The following is a 14,713-nucleotide window of genomic DNA, read 5'->3' as shown; positions in this document are numbered from 1 at the left end:
GTGCCTTCAGCCTGCCCGAAATCCCCGACTGGTCCGCCGCCCGTGCGGAGCTGAGTGACGCGATGTCCCTCGCCGGATGGCCGGACGACGCCATCTACGACGCCGAACTCGCCTTCCATGAGCTGTACTTCAACGCGTGGAAGCACGGCGGGAGCCCCGCGCCGACCGTGGTCGTCGTCCTTGCCGGCCGCACCGTGCGCGTCTGCGTCAGCGACGACAGCCCCGTCCTGCCCGAGCCGCGCGAGTGCGCCGACCCGTACGCGCAGTCCGGCCGGGGCCTGCACCTGGTCCGCGCGCTCACCCACCGCTTCGGCACCGTCCCCCGCAAGCACGGCAAATGCGTCTGGTTCGAGTTGCACGCCGCGGCCCTGGACGCCGCCGCGTGAGCGCCCGCCACCGGCCCCTCGCTCCGGACGACCCCCGGATGCGCGAGTACACCGAGGCCCAGGTCACCGCGCTCCTCGGCGAACTCCGCGAGCGAGGCCGCCCCCACGGCATCCTCTGGGGCTCCGCCACCACCCACAACGGCACCGTCGACGGCCGCGTCCTGATCGACTTCGGCAACGCGCCCGTCAGCACGCTCCTCAACCTCCTCCACCTGCTCCGCGAAGCCGGGCGGGGCGGTGACCCGTGGGAGTCGTGATCCCCCTCGCCACCTCCTCGACCCAGCCGGCCCACGTCGAGCGCACCACCGTCCCCTACCTCACCGTCGAACACGTCCCCGACGCCACCGTCCAGCTCCGCCTCGCCGTCGACCTCGACGTGGCCGCCGGCCCCGGCGAACAGCTCGCCTTCCCCCTCACCCGCGACCAGGCCGAGGAACTCCTCCACGGCCTCGCCGCCCACCTCGGCACCCGCGTCCTCGGAATCCGCCGATGACACCCGGCACCGTCAACTTCCTGATCGGCACGGCGTTCGTGGCCCTCCTCGCCCTCGCGATCGCCACCGTGATCCTCGGCGTCCTCGCGACCCTGCGGATGCCGCACCCCAGCGAACGGGCAGCCACCCCGCCACCGCCCCCGATCACCCGCCACGGCCGCTGGGAACTGCGCCAACTCCCCGACGGCACCACCGAATACGCCTGGATCGCCCGCCAGGCCGGCCACTTCGGCCCCGAGACCGGCCGACCGTCCGCCCCGAGTGCGACTTCTTTGATGCGCTCGCCGCCCTGATCGCCAACACCGAGCGCTGGGAGGTGGCTTGGCGCAAGGAGCGTGAGACCGGAGTCATCGACCGGTTGACCACGATCGAGTGCGACCTGGCGTCGATCGAGGCGCCGATGCACTGCGACACCTGCAAGAAGACCATCACGGCCGTCCTGTACCTGGACGAGTAGGTGCCATGAGCACGGTGCCCCGTTCCCGGATCGTTCGGGGGCGGGGCACCGTCGTGTTCGTCTACCGGGCGAAGTGTTCCGCCACCTGGTCAACGGGGTGCGTCGTCTGCTCGCCCGAGGTCATGTCCCGGACGATCACCTCTCCGGCCTCCCGCTCCCGCTCGCCGTAGATCAGGCAGAACCGGGCGCCCTGGTCTGCGGCCCACTTCATCTGCCGGGCCAGCTTCCCGCTCGACCCCAGGTAGACACCCGTGCGCTGTCCGGTGCGGCGGATGGCGGCAGCCATGCGGAACGCGTCGTCGGCCAGGGCCTCACCGAGCACGGTCACGGCAACGTCCAGTGCGGGTGCCGGCTGCTGAGCGGCGGAGGACAGCAGTGGCAGAATCCGTTCGATACCCAGCGAGCCGCCGCACGCGGGTGTGTCACTGCCGGACATCCGCCCGATGAGTCCGTCGTACCGGCCGCCGGAGGCGATCGAGCCGGGCATGCCGGGCGCCGTCACCTCGTAGATGACGCCCGTGTAGTAGTCCAGCCCGCGAACCAGGCTGGGCGCGAACACGATGCGTCCGGGCGGGACGGTCCCGGAGAGCAGGGAGAGCAGCCGGTCCACCTCGGCCAGTCCTTCCTGGCCGGTCGCGCTGCCCTTCAGCTCCTTCCGGATCCGGTCCGTGGCATCCGGGGCGGTGAGGTCGTCCACAAGCCCGTGAGCGGTCGTCCCGGGCACACCGCGATCGGCCACGAGCTCCCGGACCACCTCGTCGGGCGAGAGCTTGTCGAGCTTGTCCAGGGTGATCAGTACCCCGCCCCCGTGGCCGGCCGGGACCCCGTACACCTCCAGCAGCCCGGCGAGCGTCTTTCGGCTGTTCACCAGGAACCGGAACTCCGGGACGCCGAGCCGTTCCAGTGCTTCGTGCAACGCCGAGACCACCTCGGCATCCGCGAGGGGGGAGGCTGTTCCCACCACGTCCAGGTCGCACTGGACGAACTCGCGGAACCGGCCCCTGCCCGGTCGGTCGGCCCTCCACACCGGGGCCAGTGCATACCGCTTGTACGGCACCGGCAGTTGGCTGCCGTAGGCCGCCACCACCCGGGCAAGGGGGACGGTGTGGTCGTACCGCAGGGCCAGATCCGCCTCCCCGCCGGCCTCGTGTTCACCGCGGCGAAGGATCTTGAACACAAGCTTGTCGCCCTCGTCGCCGTACTTGCCCGTCAGTACTTCCAGCCGCTCGAAGGCGGGCGTCTGGAGGGGCTGGAAGCCGTACCGGCCGAACACCTCTCGGACTGTGGCGAACGCCCGTTCGCGGGCGTCGGACTCCACGGCGAGGAAGTCGCGGGTGCCGGACGGGGGGAGGAAACTGTCTGTTGCCATGGCCTAGATGATTCCCCATCAGGAGCGCGCCCCGAGCGAGATCGGGCCGTATGGCCGGCGCGATTCAGATCGGTTCCCGCCGCGGTGCACGGGCCCTCGCCGTCTCGGCGAGGGCCCGCTGCGGTCAGGCCGGGCCGGGCCGTCAGAGGTCGCGCAGCATGCAGGTCAGGCGGCAGCTGGTGATCCTCTTGCCGGTGTCGTCGGTGATCGCGATCTCGTAGGTGGCGGCGGTGCGCCCCTTGAAGACGGCGGTCGCGACCCCGGTGACCAGTCCGGAGGTGGCCGAGCGGTGGTGGGTGGCGTTCAGGTCCACGCCCACCGCGTACCGCCCCGGGCCGGCGTGCAGCATCGCGCCGATCGAGCCGAGGGTCTCGGCGAGCGCGGCCGAGGCGCCGCCGTGCAGCAGCCCGTACGGCTGCTGGTTGCCCTCGACCGGCATGGTGCCGACCACCCGGTCGCCCGAGGCCTCGACGATCCGGATGCCGAGCTTCTCGCCGAGGTGGCCACCGGAGAAGGTGGCCGGTTCCACGCCCAGCTTGGCGAAGTGGTCCAGCACGTCCTGGGGGACCTTCAGGACGGTGGACGCGTCGGGGGTCGCGCCGGTCATGGGGAAGCTCCTGCCGCTCGGGGTCACGTCGTCGTGCTGCCTGCGATCGTACGACCGTGCTACTGGGCGGTAGCGACCGCGGCGGCGGGCAGGCGCGTCGCCCGCCCGGCCCCGCCCCGCGCGGCGTCCCTTTTGTCGGTGCCGGGCCATAGGATCGGGGGCCGGTAGTGGAATCGGCAGGAACGGACGTTGACGTGGCTACGCAGAGTACGGACAAGGGCGCGACGGGTGGCGGCGGGGCCGGATCGCGGCCCCGGCTGATGCTGCTCGACGGGCACTCGATGGCCTACCGGGCGTTCTACGCGCTGCCCGTGGAGAACTTCAACACCTCCACCGGCCAGCCCACCAACGCGGTGTACGGCTTCGCCTCGATGCTCGCCAACACGGTGCGGGACGAGCGGCCCACCCATGTCGCGGTGGCCTTCGACCTCTCCCGGCAGACCTTCCGCTCCGTCGAGTTCCCCGACTACAAGGCCAACCGCGCCAAGACACCGGACGAGTTCCGCAGCCAGGTCCCGCTGATCGGCGAACTGCTGGACGCCATGCGCGTCCCGCGGCTGACCGCCGAGGGCTTCGAGGCCGACGACATCATCGCCACCCTGGCCACCGCCGCCGAGGCGGCCGGCTACGACGTCGACATCGTCACCGGCGACCGCGACTCCCTCCAACTGGTCACCGAGCACATCACCGTCCTCTACCCGACCAAGGGCGTCTCCGAGCTGACCCGCTACACCCCGGAGAAGGTCGCCGAGAAGTACGGCGTCACCCCCCGCCAGTACCCCGACCTCGCCGCCCTGCGCGGCGACCCGTCGGACAACCTGCCCGGCATCCCCGGCGTCGGCGAGAAGACCGCCGCCAAGTGGGTCAACCAGTTCGGCTCCTTCGACGAACTGGTCTCCCGCGCCGACGAGGTCAAGGGCAAGATCGGCGAGAAGCTGCGCGAGCACCTGGACTCGGTCAAGCGCAACCGCGTCCTCACCGAGCTGGTCCGCGACGTCGAACTCCCGCTCGGCGTCGACGACCTGGGCCGCGCCGCGTTCGACCGCGAGGCCGTCGGCACCCTGATGGAGTCGCTGGAGTTCCGCAACGCCAACTTCCGCGACCGCGTCTTCGGCATCGACCCGGGCGCCGAGCAGCCCGCCGCCGAGGCCGAACTCGCCCCCGGCGTCGAGGTCGACGGCGAACTGCTCACCGACCCGGGCACGCTCGCCGCCTGGCTCCGGCAGCACGCCGCGGGGAAGACCCCGGTCGCCCTCGCCGCCGTCTACCAGTGGGCGCTCGGCACCGGCGAGGTCACCGAGGTCGCGCTCGCCGTCGGCGAGGGCGCCGCCTGGTTCGACCCGGCCCTGCTCGCGGAGGAGGACGAACGCGCCTTCGCCGCCTGGCTGGCCGACCCGGCCGCCCCCAAGGCCCTGCACATCGCCAAGCAGGTCATGCGCGCCTTCGCCGAGCGCGGCTGGCGGATCGAGGGCGTCGCCGCCGACACCGCCCTCGCCGCCTACCTGGAGAAGCCCGGCCGGCGCACCTTCGGCCTGGAGGTGCTCGCCGAGGAGTACCTCGGCCGCTCGCTCACCCCGGCCCCCGTCGCCGAGACCGGCCAACTCGCCTTCGACGCCCCCGAGGAGGAGGACGGCACCGACGGCACGGCCGCCCGCGCCCAGGCGCTGATGCTCCAGGCCCGCGCCGTGCTCGACCTCGCCGCGCTCTTCGACACCCGCCTCGCCGAGGTCGGCGCCACCGAACTGCTGCGCGACATGGAGCTGCCCATCGCCGCCCTGCTGGCCCGGATGGAGCGCACCGGCATCGCCGCCGACCGGGCCTGGCTCACCGGCCTGGAGGCCCAGTTCGCCGCCGAGATCCAGCGCGTGGTCGAGGAGGCGCACGCCGCGGCCGGCCGCGAGTTCAACCTCGGCTCGCCCAAGCAGCTCCAGGAGATCCTCTTCGGCGAGCTGGCCCTGCCCAAGACCAAGAAGATCAAGACCGGCTACACCACCGACGCCGACGCGCTCACCTGGCTCGCCACCCAGACCGACAACGAGCTGCCGGTCATCCTGCTCCGCCACCGCGACCAGGCCAAGCTGCGCACCACCGTCGAGGGCCTGCTCAAGACGGTCTCCCCGCAGGGCCGCATCCACACCACCTTCAACCAGATGGTCGCCGCCACCGGCCGGCTCTCCTCGCAGGACCCGAACCTGCAGAACATCCCGGTCCGCACCGAGGAGGGGCGCGCCATCCGCCGCGCCTTCGTCGTCGGCGCGGGCTACGAGTCGCTGCTCACCGCCGACTACTCGCAGATCGAACTGCGCATCATGGCGCACCTGTCCGAGGACGAGGCCCTGCTGGAGGCCTTCGCCACCGGAGAGGACCTGCACACCACCGTCGCCTCCCAGGTCTTCGAGGTCCCGGGCGGCTCCGTCGACGCCGAGATGCGCCGCAAGATCAAGGCCATGTCCTACGGTCTGGCGTACGGGCTCTCCGCGTACGGGCTCTCGCAGCAGCTGGGCATCAAGCCCGCCGAGGCGCAGGGCCTGATGGACACCTACTTCGAGCGCTTCGGCGGCGTCCGCGACTACCTGCGCCGGGTCGTCGACGAGGCCCGCGCCACCGGCTACACCGAGACCCTGCTCGGCCGCCGCCGCTACCTGCCGGACCTCAACAGCGACAACCGCCAGCGCCGCGAGATGGCCGAGCGGATGGCCCTCAACGCCCCGATCCAGGGCTCGGCCGCCGACATCGTCAAGATCGCCATGCTGCGGGTGGACGAGGCGCTGCGCGCGGCCGGCCTGGGCTCCCGGATGCTGCTCCAGGTGCACGACGAAATCGTGCTGGAGCTGGCCCCCGGCGAGCGCGAGCGGGTCGAGGCGGTCGTCCGCGAGCAGATGGCCGGCGCCTACCCGCTGCGCGCCCCGCTCGACGTCTCGGTCGGCGTCGGCGCCGACTGGGAGGCCGCCGCGCACTGACACGCGTCCGGACGGCGGCGGGCGCGGGCCTCGGTCCGCGTCCGCGGCCGTCTTCCGGGCGGGGCGGGCGGCCCGGCCCTCATCTGCGCGTGTTGGTGCGCCGGGTGGCCTCCGCCGTGGTCGGGGCCTCCGGCCAGGGGTGGCGGGGGTAGCGGCCGCGCAGATCGGCGCGGACGGCGCGGTAGCCGTCGCGCCAGAAGGAGGCGAGGTCCCCGGTGACGGCGGCCGGGCGGCCGGCCGGGGAGAGCAGGTGGACGGTGAGCGGCACCCGCCCGCCGGCCAGCGCGGGGGCCGCCGCCCAGCCGAACAGCTCCTGCAACTTCACCGCCAGCACCGGCCGTTCGCCGCTGTAGTCGACCCGGACCCGCGAACCCGACGGGACGGTGATCCGCTCCGGGGCCAGTTCGTCCAGCCGGCCGGCCTCGCCGCCCGCCCACGGCAGCAGCCGCTGGAGGGCCGACGCGGTGTCGATCCGCGCCAGGTCGGACCGCCGCCGGGCCCGGGAGAGTTCCGGCTCCAGCCAGTCGTCGGCCGCCGCCAGCAGCGCCTCGTCGCCCACGTCCGGCCACGGCTCGCCGAGCGCCGCGTGCAGGAAGGCCAGCCGCTCCCGCAGCCCGGCCGCGCCGGCCGGCCAGGAGAGCAGACCGCTCACGCCCTCGCGGGCCAGGCCGTCCAGCAGCGCGGCGCGCAGCAGCGCCCGGTCCGGCCGGTCCAGCGGCGCCGCGGCCAGCTCGACGGCGCCCAGCGACTCCACCCGCCGGGCCGCGACCTCGCCGCGCCGGGCGTCCCAGCGCACCTCCTCCCGGGCGGCCAGCAGCGGCGCGCCCGCCAGCCGCGCGGTCTCCTCGTCCAGCGCGGCCGCGTGCAGCACCCGCGCGGACGGCGACCCGGCCGGGCGGTCCGCCACCGCGACGGCCAGCCACGGCAGGGCGCCCAGCGCGGTGCCGGGGGCCAGTTCGGCGGCCGTGCCGGAGACCATCAGATACGGGCTGTGCGCGCCCGGTTCGGGCTTCTCGACCCGGGCGCGGGCGATCCGCTCCGGGAAGGCCAGCGCCACCACCAGGCCGACCGCCGCGGTGTCCGGCAGTGGTGTCGCCGGGGCGTCGCCCGCCCCGCGCAGCAGCCGCCGGACCTCCTCGCGCCAGCGGCCGGCGTAGGGATCGCGCCCCTCCCGGACGGTCCGCAGGACGGCGCCGAGGTCGTCCCCGAGCGCCCGCGGGGGCTCCTCCGACAGCAGCGCCACCACCTCGGCGGCCCGCCGGGCACCGACCGCCGGGGCGCCGTCCACCAGCGCGCGGGCGAGCCGCGGGTGCAGCCCGGTGCGGGCCAGCCGGACACCGCGCGCGGTGGCCCGCCCGTCGGCGTCCACCGCGCCCAGCGCCAGCAGGGTCTGCCGGGCGGCGGCCATCGCCCCGGCCGGCGGCGGGTCGGGCAGCGCCAGCCCGGCCGCGTCCGGGTCGCCCCAGCAGGCGGCCTGGAGGGCGAACGGGGTGAGGTCGGCGAGCGCGATCTCCGGGGTCGGGAAGCGCGCCGCCCGGGCGTCCTCGGCCTCCGCCCAGCACCGGTAGACGGCGCCCGGCGCCTCGCGCCCGGCCCGGCCGGCCCGCTGCCGGGCGGCGGCCAGCGAGGCCCGGACGGTCACCAGGGCGGCCAGGCCGCGGGCGTGGTCGGTCCGCGGCTCGCGGGCCAGCCCGCCGTCCACCACGACCCGTACGCCCGGCACGGTCAGCGAGGACTCGGCGACCGAGGTGGCCAGCACCACCCGGCGCCCGGCGGCCGGGGTGAGCGCCGCGTCCTGCACCGACTGCGGTGCCCGGCCGTGCAGTTGCAGCACCTCCGCCGGGGCGCCCGCGAGCAGTCCGGCCACCCGGGCGATCTCGCCGACGCCGGGCAGGAAGCAGAGCACGTCCCCGGACCGCTCGGCCAGCGCCCGCCGGACGGTGGCCGCGACATGCTCCAGCAGCGCCGGGTCGACCCGGGTGCCGTGCGCGGGCCGGACGGCGCGCGGTGGCGGCGCCCAGACCACCTCGACCGGGTGGGACACCCCGTGCGCCTCGACCACCGGCGCGGGCACCGCCCCGCCGCCGCCCAGCAGTTCGGCCCAGGCCGCGGTGTCGGAGGTCGCCGAGGCGCAGACCAGCCGCAGCTCCGGCCGCAGCGCCGCCCGGACGTCCAGCAGGAAGGCGAGCGCGGTGTCGGCGTCCAGGTGCCGCTCGTGGCACTCGTCCAGCACCACCACGTCCACGCCCGGGAGTTCCTGGTCGCGCTGGAGCCGCTGGAGCAGCACGCCGGTGGTGACCACCTCGACCACCGTGTCCGGGCCGACCCGGCGCTCGCCGCGCACGGTGTAGCCGACCTCGGCGCCGACGGACGAGCCGAGCAGCCAGGCCATCCGCCGGGCCGCCGCCCGTACCGCCAGCCGGCGGGGCTCGGCGACCAGCACCCGGCGCACCGGGCCGCCGCCCTCGCCGCCGTCCCCGGCCAGCCCGGCCAGCGCCAGCGGCACCAGGGTGGTCTTGCCGGTGCCGGGCGGGGCGGCCAGCACGGCGGTGCCGCGCTCGTCGAGCGCGCGGTGCAGCGCGGGCAGGGCGGTACGGACGGGCAGTTCGCGCCAGACGGGGTTCACCCGGACAGTTTCCCCGATGCGTCAGCCCCGCTCGGCGACGAAGACCGCGGTGCCCGGGATCAGCCGCCCGCGCAGCGGCGACCAGCCGCCCCACTCCTGCTCGTGCCCCTGCGGCCACTCCGGCTCGACCAGGTCCAGCAGCCGGAAGCCGGCGCCGGTCAGTTCGCGCACCCGGTCCCCGAGCGTGCGGTGGTGCTCGACGTAGGTGGCCCGGCCGTGCTCGTCCTCCTCCACGTAGGGGGTGCGGTCGAAGTAGGAGGCGACGGCGGTCAGCCCCTCGACCCCGGGCTCGTCCGGGAAGGCCCAGCGGATCGGGTGGGTGACCGAGAACACCCAGCGCCCGCCCGGCCGCAGCACCCGGTGCACCTCGCGCATCAGCGCGGCGGTGTCGGCGCTGAACGGCACCGCCCCGTACGCGGAGCAGGCCAGGTCGAACGAGCCGTCCGCGAACGGCAGCACGGCGGCGTCGGCCTGCACCACCGGTACGGGGGAGACGCCGCGCGCGAGGTCGATCCGGCGGGAGTGCTGGAGCTGGCGGAAGGAGATGTCCAGGGCCACCGGGCGGGCGCCCTGTCCGGCCAGCCAGCGCGAGCACTGGGCGGCGCCGGCGCCGAGCTCCAGCACGGCCAGCCCCCGGACGTCCCCGAGCAGCCGGGCGTCGGCCTCGTCCAGGCCCTCCGGGCACCAGACGAACCGGTCGTCGCCGAGGAACTCCCCGTGCTCGTCCTGGTACTCGTCCGCGTTGCGGTCCCACCAGTGCCGGCTGGCCCGGCTGCTCTCGCCGGCCTCGGCCGCGCGCCTTACCGCGTCGTCGCCGTCGTCGTCAAGATCATGCAGGTCGGACTGGGGGGTGGTGGCCACGGTGATAATGCCCATCGCGTAGGGTGTGGTCTGCGGAAGCGCCGCTGCCGCGAACCCGGCCCGAAAGGCCCGGATCCTGGCGGTGGCATCCGGGGAAGGCTTCCTGCGGCCGCCACCCATGAGGTGCGCAATCGGAGGATATGGCCTGATCCATACCGGCCTCCACCGTCTTGACGCCCTTGGCGTTGACCGTTCCTGGCCGTCCCCGTATGCTACAAGTTGCGCTGCGGGCCTGCGCGCCTCGGACGGAGCAGGTCGCGCTCGCATCTGTCGAAGACCCCACGGTCGCAAGACGGACACCGGTTTTCTCGCTGTGCGGGAACCTCCGGTGCGCCGTGTTCTTGGCTGTCCGGCTTTCGGTGGGAGCGATACGGGCCCTCCGCGTGGCATTACCTACGACTTCATGTCCGTACCGGAGCCCTTTTCCTAATGACGAGCCCCACCGACTCCTCCCTCAGCACCACCCCGCAGGTCGCGGTCAACGACATCGGCGACGCTGAGGCGTTCCTCGCCGCGATCGACGAGACCATCAAGTACTTCAACGATGGCGACATCGTCGAGGGCGTCATCGTGAAGGTCGACCGTGACGAGGTGCTCCTCGACATCGGTTACAAGACCGAGGGCGTCATCCCGTCCCGTGAGCTCTCGATCAAGCACGACGTTGACCCGCACGAGGTCGTCTCCGTCGGTGACAACATCGAGGCCCTGGTTCTCCAGAAGGAGGACAAGGAGGGTCGTCTCATCCTGTCCAAGAAGCGCGCTCAGTACGAGCGTGCCTGGGGCACGATCGAGAAGATCAAGGAAGAGGACGGCATCGTCACCGGTACCGTCATCGAGGTCGTCAAGGGTGGTCTCATCCTCGACATCGGCCTCCGTGGCTTCCTGCCGGCCTCGCTCGTCGAGATGCGCCGCGTCCGCGACCTCCAGCCCTACGTGGGCAAGGAGCTCGAGGCCAAGATCATCGAGCTGGACAAGAACCGCAACAACGTGGTCCTGTCCCGCCGTGCCTGGCTGGAGCAGACCCAGAGCGAGGTCCGCCAGACCTTCCTCACCACCCTGCAGAAGGGCCAGGTGCGCTCCGGCGTCGTTTCCTCGATCGTCAACTTCGGTGCGTTCGTGGACCTCGGCGGCGTCGACGGTCTGGTTCACGTCTCCGAGCTGTCCTGGAAGCACATCGACCACCCGTCCGAGGTTGTCGAGGTCGGCCAGGAGGTCACCGTCGAGGTTCTCGACGTCGACATGGACCGCGAGCGCGTCTCCCTGTCGCTGAAGGCGACCCAGGAGGACCCGTGGCAGCAGTTCGCCCGTACCCACCAGATCGGCCAGGTCGTCCCGGGTAAGGTCACCAAGCTGGTTCCGTTCGGTGCGTTCGTCCGCGTGGACGAGGGCATCGAGGGTCTGGTCCACATCTCCGAGCTGGCCGAGCGCCACGTCGAGATCCCGGAGCAGGTCGTCCAGGTCGGCGACGAGATCTTCGTCAAGGTCATCGACATCGACCTCGAGCGTCGTCGCATCAGCCTCTCGCTGAAGCAGGCCAACGAGGCCCTCGGTGCCAACCCGGCCGAGGTCGAGTTCGACCCGACCCTGTACGGCATGGCCGCTTCGTACGACGACCAGGGCAACTACATCTACCCGGAGGGCTTCGACCCCGAGGCGAACGACTGGCTGCCCGGCTTCGAGAAGCAGCGTGAGGAGTGGGAGCGCCAGTACGCCGAGGCGCAGTCCCGCTTCGAGCAGCACCAGGCCCAGGTCATCAAGAGCCGTGAGGCCGACGCCGAGGCCGCTGCCGAGGGTGGCGACGCTGTTGCCGCCGCCGCCGGTGGCTCGTACTCCTCCAGCAGCGACGAGGGCTCCGGCGCTCTCGCTTCGGACGAGGCCCTGGCCGCCCTGCGCGAGAAGCTGGCGGGTGGCCAGAGCTGAGGCTCTGACCCTGCCGGTCGCTAGCGCATAGCGACACCGCTTGAGCGATGCGCCCCACCCGGATTTCCGGGTGGGGCGCATTGTTTTTCCTCTTCACTTATTTGTCCCTTATGTGAAGGATTTTTGTGATAAGGGGCTCATCTGTTCACTATGTGCCGTTCGGGACCTAGGACCTACCTTGGGATGAGTTGCCCGATCGGGCTGCTCACCGGCCCCGCACGCTAGGCACCCTGTATATGCGCCGTAGCACCGCAGTGACCCCCCTCCCCGCCGCCGCCTCCGCCGCTGTTTCCGCCTCCGCCGACAACAAGGTCGACGGGCGGCTCGCCGCCCTCGGCCGGTTCTGCTTCCGGCACCGGCGCTGGGTGCTCGGGTTCTGGGCCGTGGTCCTGGTGGTCGGGGTGCTGATCGGCGGCCGGGTCTTCGCGGGTTCGGTGGCCGGCGCCTCCTCGGCCAGCTCCGAGGCGGACCGCGGCGGGGCGGTGGTCGCCGCGGCCGATCCGGTCAGGGGCACCGTCACCGCCGTGGTGGACGGCAGGCCCGTCGACGACCAGGCGGTACGGGACGCCGTCACCCGCGCCACCGCCGAGATCGCCGCGCTGCCTGGGGTCTCCTCGGCCACCGACGCCTACGGCACCGACCCGGCCGCCGCCGCCCTGCGCTCCGCCGACGGGAACGCGAGCCTGATCTCCGTCCGGATGGCCGAGACCAGCACCGACGCCCAGACCGGCGCCGTCACCCAGCGGCTGGCGGACCTCAAGGCCGACGGCGCCCACGTCACCGTCGGCGGGGACCTGGTGCTCCAGGACGAGGTCAAGAAGCAGACCGAGCGGGACACCCGCTTCGGCGAGATCGTCACCCTGCCGCTCACCCTGATCGTCATGGTGCTGGTCTTCGGCGGGCTGGCCGCCGCCAGCCTGCCCGTGATCGGCGCGGTGGCCTCGGTGGGGGGCGCACTTCTGGCCATGTTCGGCTTCAGCAAGCTCATGGACATCGACACCAGCGTGCTGCCGATCGCCACCGTCCTGGGCCTGGGCCTGTCGATCGACTACGCGCTGCTCATGGTGAATCGTTTCCGCGAGGAACGCGGCCAGGGCGCGTCCATCGACGCCGCCGTCGAACGGACCGCCGCCACCGCCGGCCGGACCGTCGCCTTCTCCGGGCTGACCGTCGCCGTCGCGCTCTCCGGCCTCTTCATCTTCACCAGCCCGGTGCTCGGGGCGGTCGCCGCCGCCGGGGTGAGCGTGGTGGTGATCGCCGTCGCCGCCGCGCTCACCCTCATCCCCGCCCTGCTCGGCTTCGCCGGCCGCCGGATCAAGACGCCCGCCGCGCCCGTCCCCGACGAGGGCTTCTTCAGCCGCACCGTCCGGCGGGTGCGCAAGCGCGCGGTGCCCGTCGCACTCGCCTGCACCGCGCTGCTGATGGCCGCCGGGGCGCCGTTCCTCCACGCCGAGATGCGCAACTCCGGCGCCGCCGTGCTGCCGGCCGCCTCGGCCGGCCGACAGGTCGCCGACACCATCGACCAGCGCTTCCCGCAGGTCTCGCCGGCGGCGGTCACCGTGGTGGTCGAGAGCGGCGCGCCCGCCGCCCAGGCGTACGCGGACAGCGTGGTCGCCAAGCTCCCCGGTGTCAGCGGGGTCCGGGCGGTGACCCCGGTCACCGACACCCTCTCCACCATCGACGTGCTGGTGCACGGCGACCCCCAGGGCGGACCGGCCAAGCAGGTGGTCGAGGAGCTGCGGGCCGACCGCGGCGGGCTCACCACCTACGTCACCGGCGGCGCCGCCTCCGTGGTCGACTTCCAGCACGAGCTGCTGACCCGCGGCCCCTGGGCGCTCGGCCTGGTCGCGGTCGGGACCCTGATCCTGCTGTTCCTGATGACCGGCTCGGTGGTGATGCCGGTCAAGGCCCTGCTGATGAACCTGCTCTCGCTCGGCGCCTCGCTGGGCGCGCTCACGCTGATCTTCCAGGACGGCTACTTCAGCGGCCTGCTCGGCTTCAGCCCCACCGGCGGGCTGGAGACCTTCATCCCGGTCCTGGTCTTCGCCTTCGCCTTCGGGCTCTCCATGGACTACGAGGTCTTCCTGCTCGCGCGGATCAAGGAGCTGCGTGACAAGGGACACAGCTGCACCCGCGCCGTCGAACTGGGCGTCCAGCGCAGCGGGAAGATCATCACCTCGGCGGCCCTGCTGATGGTGATCGTCTTCGCCGGCTTCGCCGCCGGGGACATGCTGATGGTCAAGCAGATGGGCATCGCGCTCGCCGTCGCCGTGGCCGTCGACGCCACCCTGGTCCGCTGCCTGCTCGTCCCCGCCGCGATGAGCCTCTTCGGTGAGTTCAACTGGTGGGCCCCGGCCCCGCTGCGCCGCCTCCACCGCCGCTTCGGGCTCAGCGAGCACGTCGACCTGCCCGCGATCGAGCCCGCCATCGAGCCCGCCGCGCTCCCGGCGCCGCGGCCGGAGCCGAAGAAGACGCTGGTCGGCTCGACGCCCTGATCCTGTTGTCCTGACTCGGCTGCCCCGACCCGGCCGCTCAGCGGAGCCGGCGCAGCAGCGTGACGCTGTCGCGGAGGGTCTGCTGCTCGGCGGGGGTGAGGCGGGTCTCGATGGCGTCGGCGATCCAGGCCTCGCGGCGGGCGCGCTGGTCGTGCAGGGCGGCGCGGCCGGCGTCGGTGGCGGTGATCAGGAGCTTGCGGCCGTCGGTGGCGTGCGGCTGCTGGGTGACCAGGCCGGCCTCGATCAGCAGGGCGACCGTCCGGGCCATCGACTGGTGGCGGACCCGCTGGAGGGCGGCCAGTTCGCTGACGGTGCAGGCGCGCTCGTCACGGACCAGCAGACCGAGGACGCCGGCCTGGTTCTGCGGCAGGGTGTCGCCGGGGCGCAGCGCGCGGACCAGGTCGCCGATGGCGGCGCGGAGGTCGGCGGCGAGTTCCAGCGTGTCGGGGCGGGGGACGGGGCCGTCGGTGGGCTGGGGGCTGCTCATAGGAGAAGTCTATCGTCAGGTTGTACAGCAAAACTGCACAGCCTTGCTGTAC

General features: G+C 73.1%; 13 protein-coding genes. 8 read left to right on the top strand and 5 right to left on the bottom strand.

All coding sequences use genetic code 11. The annotated features are described in order from the left end of the window. The 5 genes from AB0P06_RS20845 to AB0P06_RS20825 all read left to right on the top strand — a co-directional run. Nucleotides 1-386: ATP-binding protein (locus tag AB0P06_RS20845; protein WP_363609345.1), on the top strand; the 386-nt coding region annotated here is incomplete at its 5' end. Next, a complete protein-coding gene (locus AB0P06_RS20840; protein ID WP_363609343.1) occupies nucleotides 383-643 on the top strand; it encodes a hypothetical protein in 261 nt (86 codons plus the stop codon). The genes AB0P06_RS20845 and AB0P06_RS20840, both read left to right, overlap by 4 nt. Next, nucleotides 631-879, top strand: a complete 249-nt coding sequence (locus AB0P06_RS20835) for a hypothetical protein (RefSeq protein ID WP_363609341.1) — start codon at nucleotides 631-633, stop codon at nucleotides 877-879. Before AB0P06_RS20840 ends, AB0P06_RS20835 begins: the two co-directional genes overlap by 13 nt. After that, complete coding sequence (locus tag AB0P06_RS20830; protein ID WP_363609339.1) at nucleotides 876-1,172, top strand: hypothetical protein; 297 nt, start codon at nucleotides 876-878, stop codon at nucleotides 1,170-1,172. Before AB0P06_RS20835 ends, AB0P06_RS20830 begins: the two co-directional genes overlap by 4 nt. Before the next feature lie 23 nt (nucleotides 1,173-1,195). Beyond that, a complete protein-coding gene (locus AB0P06_RS20825) occupies nucleotides 1,196-1,336 on the top strand; it encodes a hypothetical protein (protein ID WP_363609338.1) in 141 nt (46 codons plus the stop codon). Between the two features lie 61 nt (nucleotides 1,337-1,397). Here the strand turns inward: AB0P06_RS20825 and hisS are convergent, their stop codons facing one another. Next, on the bottom strand, nucleotides 1,398-2,705 hold the full coding sequence (gene hisS / locus AB0P06_RS20820) for a histidine--tRNA ligase (RefSeq protein WP_363609336.1): 1,308 nt from the start codon (nucleotides 2,703-2,705) through the stop codon (nucleotides 1,398-1,400). 142 nt (nucleotides 2,706-2,847) lie between these two features. Continuing rightward, the gene (locus tag AB0P06_RS20815; protein ID WP_363609334.1) at nucleotides 2,848-3,312 is read right to left on the bottom strand and encodes a hotdog fold thioesterase; all 465 of its coding nucleotides are present in this window, start codon (nucleotides 3,310-3,312) and stop codon (nucleotides 2,848-2,850) included. 260 nt (nucleotides 3,313-3,572) lie between these two features. On the opposite strand from AB0P06_RS20815, the gene polA reads away from it, so the two are divergent. After that, nucleotides 3,573-6,272, top strand: a complete 2,700-nt coding sequence (gene polA, locus AB0P06_RS20810; RefSeq protein WP_363609350.1) for a DNA polymerase I — start codon at nucleotides 3,573-3,575, stop codon at nucleotides 6,270-6,272. A gap of 79 nt (nucleotides 6,273-6,351) precedes the next feature. Here polA and hrpB read toward each other — a convergent pair whose 3' ends face one another. Further along, entirely contained in the window at nucleotides 6,352-8,898 is a 2,547-nt protein-coding gene (hrpB, locus tag AB0P06_RS20805) for an ATP-dependent helicase HrpB (RefSeq protein WP_363609332.1), read from the bottom strand. A 21-nt stretch (nucleotides 8,899-8,919) separates the two neighbouring features. Continuing rightward, on the bottom strand, nucleotides 8,920-9,774 hold the full coding sequence (locus tag AB0P06_RS20800) for a class I SAM-dependent methyltransferase (RefSeq protein ID WP_363609330.1): 855 nt from the start codon (nucleotides 9,772-9,774) through the stop codon (nucleotides 8,920-8,922). Between the two features lie 414 nt (nucleotides 9,775-10,188). On the opposite strand from AB0P06_RS20800, the gene rpsA reads away from it, so the two are divergent. After that, nucleotides 10,189-11,679, top strand: coding sequence for a 30S ribosomal protein S1 (gene rpsA, locus AB0P06_RS20795; protein ID WP_329487183.1), 1,491 nt, complete (start codon nucleotides 10,189-10,191; stop codon nucleotides 11,677-11,679). A 236-nt stretch (nucleotides 11,680-11,915) separates the two neighbouring features. Then, nucleotides 11,916-14,174, top strand: a complete 2,259-nt coding sequence (locus AB0P06_RS20790; RefSeq protein WP_363609328.1) for an MMPL family transporter — start codon at nucleotides 11,916-11,918, stop codon at nucleotides 14,172-14,174. Nucleotides 14,175-14,211: 37 nt separating this feature from the next. Here AB0P06_RS20790 and AB0P06_RS20785 read toward each other — a convergent pair whose 3' ends face one another. Further along, entirely contained in the window at nucleotides 14,212-14,661 is a 450-nt protein-coding gene (locus AB0P06_RS20785) for a MarR family transcriptional regulator (protein WP_363609326.1), read from the bottom strand. Nucleotides 14,662-14,713 lie beyond the last annotated feature (52 nt).

The organism is Kitasatospora sp. NPDC088351 (assembly GCF_040685575.1).
In the GTDB taxonomy this organism is placed as follows: domain Bacteria; phylum Actinomycetota; class Actinomycetes; order Streptomycetales; family Streptomycetaceae; genus Kitasatospora.
This window is presented reverse-complemented; position numbering and strand designations above follow the sequence as displayed.

What these genes read in the sequence shown, in the direction of transcription:
- AB0P06_RS20790 (WP_363609328.1), top strand. Translation starts at nt 11,916, where the DNA reads ATGCGCCGTAGCACCGCAGTGACCCCCCTCCCCGCCGCCGCCTCCGCC.
- AB0P06_RS20830 (WP_363609339.1), top strand. Translation starts at nt 876, where the DNA reads ATGACACCCGGCACCGTCAACTTCCTGATCGGCACGGCGTTCGTGGCC.
- polA (WP_363609350.1), top strand. Translation starts at nt 3,573, where the DNA reads ATGCTGCTCGACGGGCACTCGATGGCCTACCGGGCGTTCTACGCGCTG.
- AB0P06_RS20800 (WP_363609330.1), bottom strand. Translation starts at nt 9,774, where the DNA reads ATGGGCATTATCACCGTGGCCACCACCCCCCAGTCCGACCTGCATGAT.
- AB0P06_RS20785 (WP_363609326.1), bottom strand. Translation starts at nt 14,661, where the DNA reads ATGAGCAGCCCCCAGCCCACCGACGGCCCCGTCCCCCGCCCCGACACG.
- rpsA (WP_329487183.1), top strand. Translation starts at nt 10,189, where the DNA reads ATGACGAGCCCCACCGACTCCTCCCTCAGCACCACCCCGCAGGTCGCG.
- hisS (WP_363609336.1), bottom strand. Translation starts at nt 2,705, where the DNA reads ATGGCAACAGACAGTTTCCTCCCCCCGTCCGGCACCCGCGACTTCCTC.
- AB0P06_RS20815 (WP_363609334.1), bottom strand. Translation starts at nt 3,312, where the DNA reads ATGACCGGCGCGACCCCCGACGCGTCCACCGTCCTGAAGGTCCCCCAG.